The sequence below is a fragment of the Pengzhenrongella frigida genome (assembly GCF_004168625.1).
Classification (GTDB): Bacteria; Actinomycetota; Actinomycetes; order Actinomycetales; family Cellulomonadaceae; genus Pengzhenrongella; species Pengzhenrongella frigida.
The window spans coordinates 25,062-43,186 of the sequence record NZ_SDWW01000014.1; the positions used below are offsets into that span (position 1 = coordinate 25,062).

Here is an 18,125-nt window from a genome sequence, read left to right on the forward strand (position 1 = left end):
GACCGAGCGCATGCCGATCATTGTCGGGTACACGACCAAGCCCGAGGGCAAAGCAGCGCTGCAGCACGCGCTCACGGAGGCCCGCGCGCACGGGGAGTCCCTCGTCGTGGTGAACATCGGCACCGGCCCGCACCCCGAGAACACGCTGGCGGGGGAGGAAGACCTCGCCGAGGTCAGCCGGATGCTCAAGGCGACCGGCATCGAGCACCAGGTCCGCCAGCTCGTGCGCGGCAAGGAGCCGTCCCAGGAGATCGTCGACCTCGCCGACGAGATCGGCGCCACGATGATCGTCATCGGCCTGCGCCGCCGGAGCCCGGTCGGCAAGCTGCTGCTCGGCAGCAACGCGCAACAGATCCTGCTCGACGCGAGCTGCCCCGTCGTCGCCGTCAAGGCCTGACCTCACCCGCAATCACCGGGCACCCGGCCGTGCACGGTGGGACGATCGGCCTCATGACGCACCTGTCGGACCGCCCCGCCCCCGAGATCGACGAGCCCGTCCCGGACGTCCTGGGCCCGGGCTGGACCGCCCGCACGATCCACTTGCGACCCGACGACGAGGGCGACGTGGTGGCCACGCTGGTGCGACGCACCCCGCCCGCCGAACCGACCCGGCGGGCCGTGCTGTACGTCCACGGCTTCGACGACTACTTCTTCCAGTCCCATCTCGGTGACGCGTGGGCGGAGCAGGGCTTCGACTTCTACGCGCTGGACCTGCGCAAGTACGGCCGGTCGCTGCGCCCTGGACAGTCCCCCAACTACGTCACCGACCTGCGGGACTACCTCGAGGAGCTCGACGCCGCCGCGCAGGTCATCCGGGACCAGGACGACCACGACGTGATGGTCGTCCTGGGGCACTCCACGGGTGGACTGCTTGCGAGCCTGTGGGCGCACTCGGAGCGGGGCAGCGGCCTGATCGACGCGGTCGTGCTCAACAGCCCGTGGTTCGACCTCGACCGGGGCTGGTTCGAGCGGGTCGCGCTCACCCGCACGGTCGACGTCGTCGGCCGCTTCGTCCCGCGGCTGCCCATCGGCGCGACCGGGTCGGACTACGGCCGCAGCCTGCACCGCGAGACCGGCGGCGCCTGGGACTACGACCTCACGTGGAAGCCCCACGAGGGTTTCCCGGTGCGCGCCGGCTGGCTGCGCACGATCCGCCGCGGCCACGCCCGGATCGCCCAGGGGCTCGACATCGACTGCCCCGTGCTCGTGTGCTGCTCGACGGCCAGCGGGCCGCACGACCGGCTGCATCCCGACATCGGCACCACCGACAGCGTCCTCGGCGTCGAGCAGATCGTCGCGCGCTCGACCGGGCTGGGCGCCGAGGTCACGGTCGCGCAGATCCCGGGCGGCGTGCACGACCTCGCCCTGTCCGGCCCCGTCGCGCGGCAGCACTACTTCGACGTGATGTTCGACTGGGTCCGCACGCACGTCCCGGGCGGCGACCTCGCGCCGACGAGCCATTCCCCGCAGCCCCCCGTGGTGGTCTGATAGGGCTGCTGCCGCCGCTCGGGCGGCGCCCGTAGGGAGAGGAGTGCCCCATGATCCGCCAAGAGGCCTGGCCCGAGGGAACCCCCGCCTGGATCGACCTGATGATTCCCGACCGGCTCGTCGCGCAGGCGTTCTACGGCCCGCTGCTGGGGTGGGACTTCGCCGTCGGCGGCCCGGAGACGGGGTACTACACGATGGCGCTCAAGCACGGGCAGCCGGTCGCGGGGCTCGGCGAGCCGATGGGCAACGAGGCTGCGCCGGCCTCGGCCTGGACCACCTACCTCGCGGTGGACGACATCGAGGCGACGGTCGAGCTCGCCCGCGCGGCGGGCGGGACCGTCCTCCTGGAGCCGATGGCGGCGATGGAGTTCGGCCGGATGGCCGTGCTCACGGACCCGACCGGCGCGGTCGTCGGCCTGTGGCAGGCCGGGACGCACACCGGCGCGAACCTCGTCAACGAACCCGGCACCATGATCTGGAGCGAGGCGCTCAGCGACGACCTCGCGGCGGCGCGCGCCTTCTACGGGGCGGTGTTCGGGTACGAGGTCGCCGACATGTCGGGACCCGGCTTCGAGTACGCCTCCGTGAGCCTGCCGGGCACGACACCCGACGAGGCCGTCGGCGGCCTGGGCGGTGTTGGCACCCAGCCCGAGGGCACACCCCCGCACTGGCAGACCTACTTCGCGGTCGCCGACACGGACGCGGCGACCGCCCTCGTGCTCGAGCTCGGCGGACACGTCCTGGACGGACCGAGCGACACCCCGTACGGCCGCGTGGCACGCGTGAGCGGACCCGCGGGGGAGCAGTTCTCGTTGATGTCGACCACCGAGCCTGAGAGCGCCGACGGGCCGGTCTAGGTCGGCACGTACCCTCGGCCCTCTTCGACGAAGGGGCCTGCTCACGATGCGCCGCACGACCTGCCCACCGGGCTGCCCCACATGATGGGTGGGCACCACGCGATCAGCGGCGCCGCCGCGTGGGTGGCGGTCACCGCCGCCGCTCCGTTCACCCTGGGCCTGAACCCGCTGCCCGCGTCGTCGGTCCTGCTCGGTGCCGTCGTGACCGCCGGGGCCGCCCTCCTGCCCGACCTCGACCACCGCAGCGCCACGATCGCCCGCTCGGGCGGGATGGTGACCTGGGGCGTCTCGACGGCGGCCAGCGTGACCTCCGGCGGGCACCGGCACGGTCTGCACTCGCTGCTGGCGGTGGTCGGGTTCACCTTCGGCACGACCCTGGCGGGCCGCTGGGAGGCGGTCGTCCCGGTCTTCGGCCTGATCCCGGCCGGCTCGGCGCTCCTGCTGCTGGCCCTGGTCGCGTTCTCCACGAGGGCCCTGGACATCACGCGCGGCGGGGACGTCGTGCTGTGGCTCAGCGCCGCCGTCGCGGTGGTCGTCGTCCTCGCGGTGGCACCGGAGCAGCTGGAGTGGCTGCCGACGTCGGTCATGATCGGGGTCGTCGTGCACCTGCTCGGGGATCTGATCACCACCGGCGGGATCCCGCTGCTGTGGCCGTGGATGCCGCGGCCACCGCGGGCCGTGTCGCGGATCCCCGGGATGCGCAAGGTGTGGAGGTCCGGCGGGTATCTGGCCCTCCCGGTGCTCGGGAACGCCGGCTCGAAGCGCGAGTGGGTGCTGTGTGCAGGGCTGTCCGTCTACGCGCTGTACGGGCTGGCGGCGTCGGCCGGGGTGCTCGGGGCCCCCTGAGGGGACGTCGGCCGGGGCCTCGGGTTCGGCACCGAGGCCCCGGCCGGGGCGACCTCAGTAGGTGAAGGCCGCCAGACCCTCACGCAGGCCGGCCGAGAGCAGGGCGAGCTCGTCGACCGAGGCGCCCATCTGCGCGAGCACCTCGCTCGAGGTTGCTGCCCCGGCGGCGAGGCCGACGATGTTGGCCGCGATCTCCCCCGAGCCCGTCGCGGCCTCGGAGACCGACCGGGACATCTCGTTGGTGGTGGCCGTCTGCTCCTCGACGGCGGCGGCGATCGTCGTCTGGTAGTCGTTGATCGAGGCGATGATGTCGCCGATCTCCCCGATGGCGACCACCGCGCCGGTGGTGTCGACCTGGATCGCCTCGACCCGGCGCGTGATCTCCTCGGTCGCCCGCGCGGTCTCCCGGGCGAGCTCCTTGACCTCGCCGGCCACGACGGCGAATCCCTTGCCGGCCTCACCGGCGCGGGCGGCCTCGATCGTGGCGTTCAGGGCGAGCAGGTTGGTCTGCTCGGCGATCGACGCGATCGCCTTGACGACCGCCCCGATCTCCGCGGTGGACATCCCCAGCTTGGTGACCGTGTCGTTCGTGGTGGTCGCCACTCCCGTCGCGCGGCTCGCGACCCTGGCGGCCTCGTTCGCGTTCTGGGCGATCTCCCGGATCGAGGCGCCCATCTGCTCAGCCCCGGCGGCGACCGTCTGCACGTCGCGCGAGACCTGCTCCGAGGCGGCCGCGACCACGCCTGCCTGTGCGCTGGTCTCCTCCGACCCGGCGGCGACCTGGGTGTTGGCCGCCGACAGCTCCTCCGCCGCGGCGGCGACCGTCTGGGCGGTCTCACCGACCCCGGTGAGCATGGAGCGCAAGGACCGCTGGGCGGCGGCCAGGGCCTGCGCCATCTGCCCGATCTCGTCGCGGCTGGTCACGTCGGCCGGCACGGTCAGGTCCCCGGACGCGAGCGCGTCGAGCGACACCCGCACCTTGGCCACGCCACGGCGGATGGTGCCCGCGGTCACGAACCCGAGCGTGATCGCGATCACCAGGCCGGTCGAGAGCGAGATCACCAGGGTGCGCACGGCCGAGTCGGCCTCGGCCGCGGCCGCCACCGCGAGGTTGTCCGTCACTTCGGTCAGCTCGATCTCAAGCTGGTCGAGGTTGGCCACGAACGCGGCGATCAACGGGACGCTCACATCGTTGAGCACCGCCTCGAACCCGCCGTCGGTGCTGTTGGCCAGCGCGGCCGGGACGATCTCGGCATCCCGTGCGTCCACCCAGTCCGCGTAGGTCGCCAGGAACAGCTCCCAGCTCGGCAGCTCGGCGCCCTCGCTCGCCGCGAACTCGTCGAGCACACCCTGGAGGCCTGCGTCGTTGTCGGTCTGCTTCTGCACCCAGATGTCCTTCGACTCCTGGGTGCTCAGGCCGGCGATGTTGCCGACGATCTGCCGGGCCACCACCTGCTTGATGTGGATCTGGCCGCGGAGGTAGGCCGGCCCGGACTGGATGGTCGCGAGGTGCTCCGTGTCGGCGGCGATCGACCGCATCGAGGCGATGGACAGCACGCCCGACCCGATCGCGACGACCGCCAACGTGGCGACGACCGCCAGGATCTTCGTGCGGATCGACCGGTCCGCGATCCAACGGGTCCGGCCGGTGCTCCCGCTCGGCAGGCTTGCGGCGGGATAGGTGTTGCTCATGGACGGATCCTTCAGCGATGGGCGGGGACCCACGCGATCGGGGGCCGAGGAGCCAATCGGCCACGGATGCCGCGCATGAGCGTTGACGGACGAGTGCTTGCACACGTTTCTCACAGGAACCCGCGGGAAGGCCCCCGCGCCGGGGTGGGCAGGGGCCTGGGGGCGCGGCGCTCAACCCTCCTGCTGGGCCGCCTGGAGGAGACCGATCACGTTGCCGTCGGCATCGGTCACCGAGGCGATGAGCCTGCCGCCGACATCGGTGACCGGCTGCTGCGCGGTGGCCCCCGCCGTGAGCAGCCGGGCGACCGTGTCGGCCAGGTCCGCGACGTGCCAGTAGTTGACCGGGCCGGTCATGCCCTTGCTGTGCCCGTGGGGGTCGAGCCCGACCTCCTGAGTCGCGGTGTTGAACTGGACGTAGTAGGCCTCGTCGAGGATGGGCTCGCTGCCCAGGAGCGTGGCGTACAGCGCCTTGGCCTGGGCGAGGTCGGAGACGGGGTGGATGACGGTCTTGAGGATGGGGGTCACGAGAGCTCCTCGGGTCGCGGGTCACATCGGCGAGGTTTCGCCGGTCATCTAGATGACAGTCCGGAACGGAGGAGTGTGACGAGTGGACGATGACGACTGGCTCGCGCAGCGATTCGAGGCGCACCGCCCCCACCTGCGGGCCGTGGCGTTCCGCATCCTCGGCTCGCTGAGCGACGCCGAGGACGCCGTTCAGGAAGCGTGGCTGCGCCTGAGCCGCTCCGACACGAGCGAGGTCGAGAACCTCGGCGGCTGGCTCACCACGGTGGTCGCCCGGGTGTCGCTCAACCTGCTGCAGACCCGCAGGTCCCGGCGCGAGGACCCCCAGGGCGCACGCGTGCCGGACGAGCTCGCCGGCTGGGCGGGCACCGCCCAACCCGAGGATGAGGCGCTGCTGAGCGACTCCGTGGGCCCCGCCCTCCTGGTCATCCTCGACAGCCTCGAACCCGCCGAGCGGCTCGCGTTCGTGCTGCACGACCTGTTTGCGGTGCCGTTCGACGAGATCGCCCCCATCGTGGGCCGGTCGCCGGCGGCGGCCCGTCAGCTCGCCAGCCGCGCGCGTCGACGGGTCCGGGGCGCCGAGCCTCCTCGTGACGCAGACCGCCGTCGCCAGCGGGAGGTCGTGGCCGCTTTCCTCACGGCCTCCCGCAACGGCCAGTTCGACGCCCTCCTGGCGCTGCTCGATCCACGCATCACGCTGCGCGCCGACGACGCCACCGTCCGGATGGGTGCGTCGAGCGAGGTGCTCGGGGCGCGGGCCGTCGCCGAGACCTTCTCCGGGCGGGCCCGAGGCGCCCGGCTGGCGCTCATCGACGGGGCGCCGGGCGCGTTGTGGGCGGTGGACGGTCGACCGCGCGTCGCGTTCCGGTTCACCGTCGCCGCCGGAAAGATCCTCGCGATCACGATGACGTCCGACCCGGCGACCCTGAGCACGCTCGACATGGAGGTCCTCACCGACGAGATCCTCACCGACCCGGCGGGCTGACGTCCCCTTCGCGCGGGTGGCCGGGGGGCGAGGTCAGGCCCGGAGGCGAGGTCAGGCCCCGGGACCGCCGGTCAGGGCCTGGCGCACGCGCGCCGAGAGCGCCTTGCCGTCGACCCGCCCCACGGCCGCCGCCGCGGCGGTGGCGGACTTCATCACGGTGCCCATGTCCTTGATGGTGGCAGCGCCGGTGGCGGCGATTGCCTCGGTGACGATCGTGTCCAGCTGTTCCGGGGTGAGGGCGGCCGGCAGGTAGGCCTCGATCAGGTCGGCCTCGGTGTTCTCCGTGGTCGCCCGGTCGGTGGCGCCCGCGGCGAGGTAGATCGCGGCGCTCTCGCGGCGCTTCTTGACCTCGGCTCCGAGCACGGCCTGGACCTCTTCCTCGGTCAGGTCGTGCGCGGCGGTCCCGGACTTCTCCGCGACTCGGACCGCGGCGATCATCTGTCGCACGGTGTTGGTCCGGAAGGCGGTGCGGGCCTTCATGGAGGTCGTCAGATCGGCTGTGAGTCGTTCGATCGTGGTCATGGGTCCCATCGTGCTCCACTCCGGGTTCGGTCCCGACGTCACGCGGGCCTCGGAGTCATGGCTGTGCCCCGTGGGATCGACCCAATCAGGCCGGTGCGGCTCCTGCGGTCTCTGCACCGGGTGCGGCACGAAAAAGCCGGAACCTCGGGAGTGAATACCCGTGATTCCGGCTGCTCGAACTGTGTGCGCCCGAAGGGATTCGAACCCCCAACCTTCTGATCCGTAGTCAGATGCTCTATCCGTTGAGCTACGGGCGCGTGGCCTTACGGCCGGAGTCGAGGATAGCGCCCTTGGGGCCGATGCCCAAACCGGCTCCCAGATCCACCCCTCGGAGGGACAAATGCAGAGGGCCCCGACTCCACCAGGGAATCGGGGCCTTGCGATGCGGAGACGGTGGGATTTGAACCCACGGAAGGGTTGCCCCTTCACGACCTTAGCAGGGTCGCGCACTAGACCGGACTATGCGACATCTCCAGGCGGAGACAGGGTACCTGCCCGGTGCACCGTGCTGCAAAGCGTCCTCACCAGCGGCTTTGGCTATCGCTCGAATGCCCACGCGCGGTCGGTCAGCATGCGCGCCCCCGCCAGCCCGATGGCGATGGCGACGACGACCAGTCCCGCCTGCAGACCGTACGAGATGGCCTGCGTCATGTCACCGTTGTTGAGGAAGAACACCGCGCGGTACGCCGCCGCACCGGGCACCATGATGACCACCGCCGGCACGGAGACCGTGATGCGCGGCACGTGCATCCGGGGCGCCAGCCAGGCCGCCATCAGCCCGACGGAGAGCGCGGCCGCGGCGGCGCCGGCCTGGGGTGCCGCACCGACGTCGACGAGCTGGATCCGCACGACGTTCGCGACCATGCCGATGCTGGCCGCCGTCAACGCCATCTTGGCCGGCGAGTTGAACATCAGCGCGAACCCGAGCACCCCGAGGAAGCTGGCCAGCGCCTGCAGAGCGATCATCGCGACCGGCGCGAGCACGATCGGCTCGACCGGATCCGGGCTCAGCCCGGCCAGCGACGACACGGCCCAGACGCTCAGGGCGGCCGACGTGAGGATCATCAGCGCATACGTGAGCCGCGCGACCCCCGCGCTGAAGTCGAGCTTGGCCAGGTCGAGCGCCGCGGTGACGAGCGGGAAGCCGGGGATGAGGAACAGGACCGCCGAGACGTACCCGATCTCGTGGCGCGGATCGACCACCCCGAGGGCCTCCAGCCCGAGGATGAAGGCCAGGTACCCGAGGCAGGCCACCGCCGCCGCGACCATGGCCGCGCCGAACTGGTTGTAGCGACGGTGCGCGAACGCGCGGCGGACGTACTGCCCCAACCCCGCGCCGACCAGGACCCCGAGTATCTCCACCGGGCCACCGTTGTTGAGGAACGCGAACGCCCCGCAGGCGATCGAGCTCCAGAGCGCGTTGAGCAGCGGGCGGTACAGCGGCGGTTTGCGCTCTATCCGGTCCAGCTCGGCCGACACCTCATCGACCGTGACCTTGGGCGGCAGCGCACGCGTGAGGCGCTCGAGCTCCGCGAGCCGGTCCGAGTTCACCCCGATGGAGCGCACCTCGGTGACCTCCGTGCGGAAGATGGACCCCCGGTGCGACGTGGCCGTGATCTCGGTGAGCGTCACGTGGGCGTGGTGCCGGTCGAGACCGAGCGCCAGGGCCACCCGCTGCATCGCGTTCTTGACCCGGTAGGACCCCGTACCCGCGGAGAGCATCAGCTGACCGGTGCGCAGCACGACGCCGGACTGACGGATCAGCTCGACGGGTTCGAGGGTCTCTTCGGCGGGTGGTTGCGCGGTCACGCGACAATCATGACGGCGCGCCGCGGCTGTCGGTAATCCGGGTATCCGCGGAGCGGACGATATTGCTTTCGTGCTTGGCGGAGGGCGTGGGATTCGAACCCACGAGAACGGGGTTACCCGCTCCAACGGTTTTCAAGACCGTCTCTTTCGGCCGCTCAGACAGCCCTCCCGTACGCAGGCATTGTGCCGCACCCGCGCCTACCGCTCCCACCACCCGTCCACCGATCCCGGACTCACCACGGTGAGCCCGTAGATCGCCGCCACCCGCGCCAACAGCTTGTCGTAGGTCGCGAGCGTGGAGATCTCCGGATCGGACGACGCCACCCCCAGGTGCAGGGCCCCGAACGGAGACAGGACGGTCAGGGCCATCGCCGCAGTCCTGATCGCCTGGTCGGAGAAGCGCCTCACGGCGATCGTCTCGCGGACCTCGAAGGCACGCGTCCGGCGCGCGGCGTCGAGCCCGTCGGCCGCACGGTGGAACTCCATCAGGCCGAGCGGGGAGGTCACGAACGACGTCTCGTGCGTGGCCGCCCAGGCGCGCCACTCGGCGGCGCCGGGGACGTCAACCAGGTAGCGCCGCAACGACGAACCGTCGACGTAGACCTGCATCACGCCCCGATCCCGACGATGCGCCCGTGGGCGCCCTGATGGTCAGGAAGCCTATCGGGCGCACCTCGGTAGCCTCGCACCGCGAACGGCGCGAACCGCCCTTGGCGCACTCCAGCGTCGCGTCAGGCGCCGTGCAGACGCTGCATCGCGAGCTGGACGAGCTTGATCAGCGACTGCTTCGTGGCGGCGCGAGACCGCGCATCCGTGTAGAGCACGGGGACGTGCGCCGGGATCTGCAGCGCCTCACGGACGTCGTCGAGCTCGTGCTTGGCGACACCGTCGAAGCAGTTGACTCCGACGACGAACGGGATGCCGCGGCTCTCGAAGTAGTCGATCGCCGGGAAGCACTGCTCGAGCCGGTCGGTGTCCACCAGCACGACGGCGCCGATCGCGCCCCGCACGATGTCGTCCCACATGAACAGGAAGCGGTCCTGGCCGGGGGTGCCGAACAGGTACAGCCAGAGGGCGCCCGGGAGCTCGATCCGACCGAAGTCCATGGCGACGGTCGTGGTGGTCTTGCGTGCGGACCGACCCCCGGCGTCATCGACCCCCACCGAGTGCTCCGTCATGGCCGCCTCGGTGTTGAGGGGCTCGATGTCGGAGATCGACCCGATGAAGGTCGTCTTGCCGACGGCGAAGCCACCGGCGACGACGATCTTGACGACGGTCGGCGCGACGCGCAGCCCCGCGGCCGTGGGCGCGACCACCGTGGTATCAGAGGGCGGATAGGCCATTGAGAACACTCTCCAGCACGCTCATGGACATGGCAGGGAGCCCGTTGCGGACGTCCGCCGGCGTCGAGGTGTGGACGCGAACATATTTCGCGTCCGCAAGGTCGGCCACGATGACGCGGACGACCCCGATGGGCAGATGAAGCAGCGCCGAGAGCTCGACGACGGTGACAAACGTGTGCGCAGCATGCTGCAGGATCGCCCGCTTCTCGGCGGGCAGACCTTGGCCGCCGACGGCGCCGGGCAGGACCTCGACGAGCGCCTCGAGAGGCATGTCGGGGGTTGCGGAGCGGACCCGGCCGCCCGTGACGGAGTACGGCCGGACCGACCGGGTCTCGAACTCCTCGTGTGGCGCGAGCGAGGCGTCATCCCATGGGGGCACGGGTCGCTCCATCGGTCGGCAGCTGGCCGCGCATCTCGGTGATGAGCTGGGGGGTCAGGGTGGCTTCCGTGCGCGAGACCAGCATCGCCATCTCGTAGCCGATCAGGCCCACGTCGCAGCTCGAGTCCGCGACCACCGCGAGCACCGAGCCGTTCGACACGCTCATGAGGAAGAGGAAGAGCTCGTCCATCTCGACGATCGCCTGCCGGACCTCGCCCGCCTTCAGCTGCCGCGCAGCGCTTCGGGTCAGGCTGGACATCCCCGACACGATGGCCGCGAGCTGATCCCCGCTGGTCCGGTCGAGCTGCTCCGACATGGCCATGAGCAGCCCGTCAGCCGAGACCACCATGGTGTGGCGCGTGCCCGGGATCGTGCGGACGAAGTTGTCCAGGAGCCAGCCGAAGTTGGCTGCCTCGGTGCTGAGCGCTGTCACTCTTCCTCCTCGTGTGTGGCCCTGGGCGCGTCTGCTGCGCGGGGCCGCGTGATGACCGTTCCGGTGTCGGACGGCGCTTCAGCGTCACCCGTCGCCTCGACGGGCTGCTCAGCCGCGGCCCGACCGCGACTCGTTCCGGACTGGAAGCTCGACAGCCGCGAACGCAGCTGATCGGGGTCCCGGGTTGTGGGGCCTGCCTCGTCGATCGGCGGGGCCTGGGCAGGCATCGCGGTGGGGACGCGGCGAGTGAGGGAGTTGCCGCCGTTGGACCCGACAGCGCTGGGCCGATAGGCGGCCAGCTGACCGAGCTCCGCGAACGCCTGCTCCTGGATGTCGGACCGAAGCGCGAGCATGGCCGCGACATCGGCGTCCAGCACGCCCGACGAGGGCGGCCGGTGAACGATCACCGGCGGCGGCGCCGGAGAAGGAACCCCGCGGGTGTCTGCGGGGTCGGCGGCCCGATCGGCATCCGACGTGCTGTCGGGGCCAGTCTCTGCCCACACCGGCGCGCCCCACCCGCTGGACGGGACGCTCGGGATGGCATCGACAGGCACGTACGCCACGGGCTCGGGCTGATCCCGCTGGGGGGTCCACCGCGGTGCCGCGTCAGCGAGGGGCGGCACGACGGCGGGTGCTTCCCACGCGGAGATCCGCGGCGGAAGTACGGAGCTTGGGTCGACCGCAGCTGGCGCCTGCTTGCGCCCCCGCCAGCCACGCTTGACGCGTGGGCTGGGTTCGGCGGGGCCGGCCGCAGCCTGGCTCCGCTCCGGCTCCGGCTGTGGGTCGAGCGCGGCGCCGATGATCTCGCCGAACGACGTCGGGGCCCAGGCCACCTTCGGCAGCGGCGGGTCCGTCGGGTCAGCCATCGCGGGATCGGCGACCGGTGCGGGATCGGCGACCGGTGCGGGATCGGGCTCGGTCGCGGCGACGACGGCGATCGCAGCCGTCCGCGGACGCCGCGCATCACTGCGCTTGACGAGGGCGCCGGTCTCCGACCCGCCGACGACGGGCGCCACCCACTGCGGCTCCTCGTGGAGCGCGGCCAGGGCAGCGGCCGCGGCGTTCTCCTCGAGGGTCGGCCAGCTCTCGACCGCACCCTGGCGGCTGTGACGCCCCGACCTGGGGGCGGCGGGCGCGAGCGGCTCGCCGACGACGGCCGCGGCGGCTTCGGCTGCGGGAGCTGCGGGCGCTTGGGGCTCGGGCAGGAACGGCTTCGGCAGGACGGACGTGCGTTCGGGCACGATCGCGACTGGCTCGACCGCCGCGGCAGAAGCAGGTTCGACCGCCGCGAGAGGTTCGGCCGGCACCCAGGGCGCGGCCACAGCCGGCTTGGCCGACCGACGACCGAACCAGCCGCGCTTGGCCGGCTTGGCCGGCGCGGTGGCCTCGGCGTCGGGCGTCGGCGCATAGACGACCGCCGACGGAACCGGCAGGATCTCGACTGCTGGCGCCGGAACGACGTCGGGCACCGGAACGACGTCAGGCACCGAAGCGCCGTCGGGCACCGACCACGCTGCGGAGACCTTGTGCTCGACTGCGACCTCGGGCTGGACCTGCTCGTCCACGACCGGGGCCGGATGCAGCTCGGGCGCGCTCCACTGCCCGGCGCCGGGCGCAGGCACCGGCTCGACCTGGGGTGCGGGCTTCCAGGAGGAGACGTCGTCCTCGCCCCAGGCACGGGCCTCGTTCAAGATCGGGAAGACGACGGGGGCGTCGCCGGCAATCGTGGCTGCTGGTGTGGGGGCCGACGGCGTGACTGCGACCGGCGGCGTGGCCGCAGCAACCTCGACCTGGGTCACCGGCGCGACGGCTTCCGCCGGCGCAACGAGCGGCTCGCCGACGGACATCTGCGGCGCCCAGGGCTCCTCGTCGGGCTCCAGCTGGGGCACCACGAAGTCGAACCGCGGCTCGGGGCTCGCGACAACGGGGGGCACGACGGCGGTCTCGGTCTCCGACACGTCGTGCGCGCCAGGGATCGTGCGCCGGTCGAGCGGCGGCCGGTCGATCGACGGCGGCGCGTCGGCAGCCCGTCCGCGGAACCCGCCGAAGAGCGCGCCCCGGTCGGGCTTGGAGACCCGGGGGGCGGTCGAGCGGGTGCCGATGCCATGGTCCTCGCCCACGACCGTCCGCGGCGCGTTCGCGCGGTTCGGGAGCTGCGAGGCGGACGTGGTGGAACGGGAGGCGGACACCTCGGGCGCCCAGCCGGCCTCGGGGACCGACAGCTCCGGCGTCAGCCGGGCCTCCTCGAGGGGCGGCAGCACGAACAGGCGGCCGTCCCGGTCGACGACGGACTCCGGCGGCAGCGCGCCGGTCGGCAGGTCGGACTCGTCCGGGCGGAGCGCGGCGGCGTCCCCGGACGCGGACTCGGGTGCCCCGGGAGTGACCGCTGACCCGTCCGGCGCAGCCGCTCCGGCCTCGACGCGCGGGCGACGGCGCGGAAGCCCGAGAGAGGTCTCCCCGTCAGTCAGGGCCGCCAGGTCGACCGGCACGACAACCGGCGGCTCGGGCTCGGCGAGCGCAGGGCTCAACCCCAGCTCGGACGTGGACGGCGTGGTCGAGTCGTCCGTCAGCGCGGTCGTCCCCTCGAACAGCCGGGCCGGGAAGCGCACCGTGATGACGGTGCCGATCCCGTTCGGGCTCTTCGCGATGACGACGTCGGCGCTGAGCCGGGCTGCGAGGCGGCCCACGACGTAGAACCCGAGGTGCTGAGCGCCGAGCACATCACCGGCGGCGGTGGACCGGATCTTCAGGTGTGCCGCCTCGATCTCGGCGTCGGACATCCCCAGACCGAGGTCACGCACGACCACCTGGACGTCGTCGCCGTCGATCGACGTGGCGACCTCGACCGGGGTGCCAGGCTCGGAGAACATGGTGGCGTTCTCGAGCAGCTCGGCGAGCAGGTGAGCGCCGGCGAGCGCGCTGAACCCGATCATGTTCGGGTCGACCCCGAGCTCGAGCTGGATCCGGTCGTACTGCTCGATCTCGGACGAGGCGGTGCGGATCACGTCGGACAGGGACATCGCGTCGCGCACCCGGCGTCCGGACTCGATCCCGGCGAGCACCAGGAGGGACTCGGCGTTGCGGCGCATCCGGGTCGCGAGGTGGTCGAGGCGGAAGAGGTTGCTCAGGACGTTCGGGTCCTCTTCACTCCGCTCGAGCGCATCGATGAACGAGATCTGCCGGTTCAGCAGCACCTGGTCGCGGCGGGCGACGTTGACGAACATCTCAGCGATCGAGCCACGCAGGGCGGCCTGCTCCTGCGCGATCTGGATCGTGGTCGCGTTGACGTCGTTGAAGGCCCGCGCCAGTCGGCCGACCTCGTCGCGCGAGGTCACGGGAATCTGCACGAGCGAGAGCTGGGGTGCGTCACCGGGCACCGAGACCTGCTCGACGAGCCGCGGCAGGGCTTCACGCACATCGCCGACGGCCTTGGTCAGGCGGCGCAGCGGGACGACGATCTGACCGGCGATGAGCAGCGCGATCGCGATCGACAGCAGCACGATGAGACCGGTGGCCCCGATGGTCAACCGGGCCGAACGGATGGTCGCGGCCTCGTTGACGGCGGCCTTGTCGACGCTGATCTGGCGCACCTGCTCGGCGATCCCCGCCAGCTCATCGATCTCCGCCGCCGAGGCTTCCTGGAACGTCGCGAGGTCGACGTTCGACACGCTCAAGGCGTTGCCAGAGGAGAGCAGGAGCCGCTGGCCCGCGTAGGCCGCGTCCTGGCTCGTGAGCTGGATGTTGGTCAGACGGAGCTGATTGACGGCGGTCCGCGCCTGCGCCCGAAGGGCCGTGGTCACGGCGATCGAGGGTGCGACGTTGACGACCTCGCGCACGTCGGCGCCGTCGGTGCTGATCACCTTGACGGCCGATGGCAGCTCGTGAACGATCCTCTCGCGCGCCTCGCCGACGAGGCCGTACGCGTCCAGGTACTTCGCGAGCGCGCGATCCGACAGCGCGTCCGCGACCGCGCGGGCCGTCTCGACGTGCAGCTTGATGATCGCGGTGTACTCGGCGTCGACGACCGTGGGCAGCAGGGCTGCGGTGACGTCCCACCGTGCCGGCAACGTCGGCAGAGTGTCGCGGGACTTCTTGGCCAGCGCGAGGTACTCGCCGACCGAGGCATCCAGAACGTCGACGTTGATCGGGGCGATCGCCACCGCATACTCGGCGGACCTGGTGTCCGTCTCGGTGCGGGCGGCGTACAGGGCCTCACGAGGAGCGGCCGGATCGGCGAGGAACGCGAGCGTCTCCTGGCGTTCGACCTGCAATGCCGCGGTGAACGCCCCGAGCTCGTCGGCAGTGCTGACCAGGCTGTCCACGGCACGCGCGACCTGGCTCGCCTCGATCGACTGCGACGAGATCACGGAAGCGGCACCGAAAAGCACAAGTACGGGTACGGCGAGTGCCGCGAGCACTTTCCCGCGGATGCCCAACCTGCGCAGCATGGGTACCTCTCCGTCACAGACCGGCGAACGCGCCGATAGTCGACCTGACCTGAGCGGTCGGGTGCCGTTCACATTTCATCGGCGCCAAGTGGGTCGGAGATTAGGGCCCACGGCGAACTTTATCTGCCGGGCTTCCCATCCGTCCGATTCGTCCCCGTGAGGTTAGGCTCCAGAACGTGCGCGCCGTCGTCATTTCCTCCCCCGGGGGGCCCGACGTCCTCGTCGAGCGCACCCTGCCCGACCCCACCCCTGGCCGCGGCGAGGTGCTGATCGACGTCGCCGCGGCGGGCGTGAACCGCGCCGATCTGCTGCAGCGGCAAGGAAAGTACCCGCCACCGCCCGGCGCTCCGACCTGGCCGGGCCTGGAGGTGTCGGGCACGATCGCGGCCATGGGTCCCGGTGCGGTGTCCTGGTCGGTCGGGACGCGGGTGTGCGCCCTGCTCGGCGGTGGGGGCTACGCCGACCTCGTCGTCGCGCCCGCGGCCCAGCTCCTGCCCGTGCCGCCGGGGCTGGACCTCGGGGCGGCCGCCGCGCTCCCCGAGGCCGTCTGCACCGCGTGGTCGAACCTGGTCGACGCCGGCCGGCTGCGGGCCGGGGAGTGGGTCCTCGTCCAGGGCGGCTCCGGCGGTGTCGGTTCGGTCGCCATCCAGCTCGCCGTCGCGCTCGGGGCCCGCGTGGCGACGACCGCCGGCGGTCCCGAGCGCACCGCTCGGTGCGCCGCGCTCGGGGCCGAGCTCGTGATCGACCACCGGACCCAGGACGTCACCCGCACCGTGCTCGAGGCCACCGGTGGCCGGGGCGTCGACGTCGTGCTCGACGTGCTCGGCGCCGGCGCGCTGGCCGCGAACCTCGAGTCGCTCGCGATCGGCGGGCGGCTCGTGGTGATCGGGCTGCAGCAGGGCCGCCGCGCCGAGCTCGACCTCGGCCTGCTCCTCACCCGGCGCGCCTCGGTCATCGGGACCACGCTGCGCGCGCGCTCGACCGCGGAGAAGACCGCTCTCGTCGCCGCGTTGTGCGCCCACGCCTGGCCGATGCTCGACGACGGTCGGCTGCGCCCGATCGTGCACGCCCGGATCCCGTTCGATCGGGCCCGTGAGGCGCACGAGCTGCTCGAGTCCGGCGAGGTGTTCGGCAAGGTGCTGCTCGTCCCCTGACCGGCCGACCCGGACCGCCGTTCGCGGGCGGACCCGCCGCCGGCGGGCAATGATGGGCGGATGATCGACAGCGACGACGGCCCCGCAGTGCACCCGACGGATCCGGACACGCCCGTGGCCCGAGGCATCGTCGTCGGCCCCGACGACCGGGGCTGGGACGAGGCGCGGCCCGGCGATCGCGCGGCGGTCGCCCGGAGCGAGGACTCGAGCGGCGCTGCCGGGGCCGGCGACGAGCCGGGCGAGAACCCGGCCGAGCTGGTCGACCAGCCCGCGAAGGTGATGCGGATCGGGACGATGATCAAGCAGCTGCTCGAGGAGGTCCGGAGCGCCCCGCTCGACGAGGCCGCCCGGACCCGGCTGGCCGCCGTGCACGAGCGCTCGCTGCACGAGCTGGAAGACGGCCTGTCCCCCGAGCTGGTCGCCGAGCTGCACCGCATCACCCTGCCGCTGGGGGCGGACGGCATCCCGTCGGACGCGGAGCTCCGCATCGCCCAGGCGCAGCTCGTCGGTTGGCTCGAGGGCCTGTTCCACGGCATCCAGACCGCGCTCGTCGCGCAGCAGATGGCCGCGCAGAGCCAGCTCGCCCACATGCGTCGCGGGCTGCCGCCGGGCCTGGAGCTCGCCCCGGGGACCGCCCCGGCGCTCCCGCAGGCGGCCGACGGCCCCGGCCAGTACCTCTGACCCGCTGACGCGGGCTCTACGCGGCGGGCTCGGTCCGCGGTCGACGCGGGGACGGTGCGGTGGTGAGCGCGATCGCCCCCGAGACCGCGAGGAGGCCCGCGATCTCGAGCGGGGTCGGCAGCTGGCGCAGGACGACGGCGCCCACGACCGCCGCCGTCGCCGGCAGCAGGGCGAGCATGACCGCGAACGTCGCCGCGCTGACCCGCCGCAGCACGACCTGCTCGATCGCGTAGGGGATCACCGACGAGAGCACCGCGATCCCGAACACGGCGGCCGCCAGTCGCCAGTCGCCCAGGACGGGCGCGGCTCCGGCCGCGAGGAACGGCGCGAACACGATCGCGCCTGCGGTCATGGCCAGCGAGAGCGACGTCACCCCGGACCCCTTCAGCGCGACGCGGCGCCCCAGCACGATGTAGCAGGCCCAGCACACGGCCGCCGCGCCGATCGCGACGAGACCGATGACGACGTCGGGCCCGCCACCCTGCGTGAGCGTGACGCCCGCGAGCAGGGCCACCCCGGCCGCCGCGAGGATGATCCCGATCCGCTCCCGCCGACCCCGGCCGGTGATGGTCGCGACGGCGATCGGCCCGATGAACTCGATCGCGACCGCCGTCCCGAGCGGCAGGTGGTCGATGGCGATGTAGAACGTCACGTTCATGGCGGCGAGCACCGAACCGAAGACGGCCACCGCGACCAGGTCGCGGCGCGACCACCTCGTCCGCCACGGCCGACGCCACCCGAGCAGCACCCCGGCGGCGACGACGATGCGCAGCCACGCGACGTTCGGCGCCGCGAGCACGGTGAACAGGCCGACGGCCAGCGCGGCACCGAGGTACTGGGTCAGTCCCGAGACGACGAACAGGGCCAGCGCGGGCACCCGGTCGAGGGGGGAGCCGGGGCCGGGTCGGGGTTGCACGCCCACACCGTAGTGCGCCGACGCCGCACCCCCGCCGGCCCAGCTCTCGG

Annotated in this window: 17 protein-coding genes and 3 tRNA genes; 7 read left to right on the forward strand and 13 right to left on the reverse strand. The window is 72.2% G+C overall.

All coding sequences use genetic code 11. The features are described 5' to 3' along the window. Positions 1 to 10 precede the first annotated feature (10 nt). The 4 genes from EUA98_RS07525 to EUA98_RS07540 all read left to right on the forward strand — a co-directional run bounded on the left by EUA98_RS07525 (position 11) and on the right by EUA98_RS07540 (position 3,191). Positions 11 to 397 (forward strand): universal stress protein, encoded by a 387-nt coding sequence (locus EUA98_RS07525; RefSeq protein ID WP_130102061.1) that lies wholly within the window; start codon positions 11 to 13, stop codon positions 395 to 397. 53 nt (positions 398 to 450) lie between these two features. Further along, complete coding sequence (locus EUA98_RS07530) at positions 451 to 1,488, forward strand: alpha/beta hydrolase (RefSeq protein ID WP_130102062.1); 1,038 nt, start codon at positions 451 to 453, stop codon at positions 1,486 to 1,488. A 50-nt stretch (positions 1,489 to 1,538) separates the two neighbouring features. Beyond that, entirely contained in the window at positions 1,539 to 2,345 is an 807-nt protein-coding gene (locus EUA98_RS07535; protein WP_130102063.1) for a VOC family protein, read from the forward strand. Between the two features lie 81 nt (positions 2,346 to 2,426). Beyond that, positions 2,427 to 3,191, forward strand: a complete 765-nt coding sequence (locus EUA98_RS07540; protein WP_130102064.1) for a metal-dependent hydrolase — start codon at positions 2,427 to 2,429, stop codon at positions 3,189 to 3,191. Between the two features lie 54 nt (positions 3,192 to 3,245). Here the strand turns inward: EUA98_RS07540 and EUA98_RS07545 are convergent, their stop codons facing one another. Further along, positions 3,246 to 4,883, reverse strand: a complete 1,638-nt coding sequence (locus EUA98_RS07545; protein ID WP_130102065.1) for a methyl-accepting chemotaxis protein — start codon at positions 4,881 to 4,883, stop codon at positions 3,246 to 3,248. A gap of 171 nt (positions 4,884 to 5,054) precedes the next feature. Further along, entirely contained in the window at positions 5,055 to 5,408 is a 354-nt protein-coding gene (locus EUA98_RS07550) for a VOC family protein (protein ID WP_130102066.1), read from the reverse strand. An 82-nt stretch (positions 5,409 to 5,490) separates the two neighbouring features. On the opposite strand from EUA98_RS07550, the gene EUA98_RS07555 reads away from it, so the two are divergent. After that, positions 5,491 to 6,390: a sigma-70 family RNA polymerase sigma factor gene (locus EUA98_RS07555; RefSeq protein ID WP_130102067.1), complete on the forward strand. Its 900-nt coding sequence runs from the start codon at positions 5,491 to 5,493 to the stop codon at positions 6,388 to 6,390. A 51-nt stretch (positions 6,391 to 6,441) separates the two neighbouring features. On the opposite strand, the gene EUA98_RS07560 is transcribed toward EUA98_RS07555, so the two are convergent. From EUA98_RS07560 to EUA98_RS07605, 10 genes are all read right to left on the reverse strand, one after another. Next, positions 6,442 to 6,912, reverse strand: coding sequence for a GatB/YqeY domain-containing protein (locus tag EUA98_RS07560; RefSeq protein ID WP_165372747.1), 471 nt, complete (start codon positions 6,910 to 6,912; stop codon positions 6,442 to 6,444). Positions 6,913 to 7,096: 184 nt separating this feature from the next. Then, positions 7,097 to 7,169, reverse strand: a tRNA-Arg gene (locus EUA98_RS07565). A 128-nt stretch (positions 7,170 to 7,297) separates the two neighbouring features. Further along, positions 7,298 to 7,386, reverse strand: a tRNA-Ser gene (locus tag EUA98_RS07570). 63 nt (positions 7,387 to 7,449) lie between these two features. After that, the gene (locus EUA98_RS07575; protein WP_242511331.1) at positions 7,450 to 8,721 is read right to left on the reverse strand and encodes a threonine/serine exporter family protein; all 1,272 of its coding nucleotides are present in this window, start codon (positions 8,719 to 8,721) and stop codon (positions 7,450 to 7,452) included. Positions 8,722 to 8,796: 75 nt separating this feature from the next. Beyond that, a tRNA-Ser gene (locus tag EUA98_RS07580) sits at positions 8,797 to 8,890 on the reverse strand. 29 nt (positions 8,891 to 8,919) lie between these two features. Continuing rightward, entirely contained in the window at positions 8,920 to 9,333 is a 414-nt protein-coding gene (locus EUA98_RS07585) for a PIN domain-containing protein (RefSeq protein WP_434063485.1), read from the reverse strand. Between the two features lie 119 nt (positions 9,334 to 9,452). Next, positions 9,453 to 10,064 (reverse strand): GTP-binding protein, encoded by a 612-nt coding sequence (locus EUA98_RS07590; protein WP_130102069.1) that lies wholly within the window; start codon positions 10,062 to 10,064, stop codon positions 9,453 to 9,455. Next, positions 10,045 to 10,443: a DUF742 domain-containing protein gene (locus tag EUA98_RS07595; protein WP_242511332.1), complete on the reverse strand. Its 399-nt coding sequence runs from the start codon at positions 10,441 to 10,443 to the stop codon at positions 10,045 to 10,047. Before EUA98_RS07595 ends, EUA98_RS07590 begins: the two co-directional genes overlap by 20 nt. Beyond that, positions 10,427 to 10,876, reverse strand: coding sequence for a roadblock/LC7 domain-containing protein (locus EUA98_RS07600; RefSeq protein ID WP_130102071.1), 450 nt, complete (start codon positions 10,874 to 10,876; stop codon positions 10,427 to 10,429). The genes EUA98_RS07595 and EUA98_RS07600 overlap by 17 nt, the downstream gene beginning before the upstream one ends. Beyond that, complete coding sequence (locus EUA98_RS07605; RefSeq protein WP_130102072.1) at positions 10,873 to 15,243, reverse strand: sensor histidine kinase; 4,371 nt, start codon at positions 15,241 to 15,243, stop codon at positions 10,873 to 10,875. The genes EUA98_RS07600 and EUA98_RS07605 overlap by 4 nt, the downstream gene beginning before the upstream one ends. Before the next feature lie 257 nt (positions 15,244 to 15,500). Here EUA98_RS07605 and EUA98_RS07610 point away from each other — a divergent pair, with 257 nt between their 5' ends. Both EUA98_RS07610 and EUA98_RS07615 read left to right on the forward strand, forming a co-directional pair. Next, positions 15,501 to 16,478, forward strand: a complete 978-nt coding sequence (locus EUA98_RS07610; protein ID WP_130102073.1) for an NAD(P)H-quinone oxidoreductase — start codon at positions 15,501 to 15,503, stop codon at positions 16,476 to 16,478. 60 nt (positions 16,479 to 16,538) lie between these two features. Next, positions 16,539 to 17,159 (forward strand): bacterial proteasome activator family protein, encoded by a 621-nt coding sequence (locus EUA98_RS07615; protein WP_130102074.1) that lies wholly within the window; start codon positions 16,539 to 16,541, stop codon positions 17,157 to 17,159. Positions 17,160 to 17,175: 16 nt separating this feature from the next. Here EUA98_RS07615 and EUA98_RS07620 read toward each other — a convergent pair whose 3' ends face one another. Beyond that, positions 17,176 to 18,075 carry an EamA family transporter gene (locus EUA98_RS07620; RefSeq protein ID WP_434063486.1) on the reverse strand — a complete coding sequence of 300 codons (900 nt, stop codon included), beginning with the start codon at positions 18,073 to 18,075 and terminating at the stop codon, positions 17,176 to 17,178. Positions 18,076 to 18,125 lie beyond the last annotated feature (50 nt).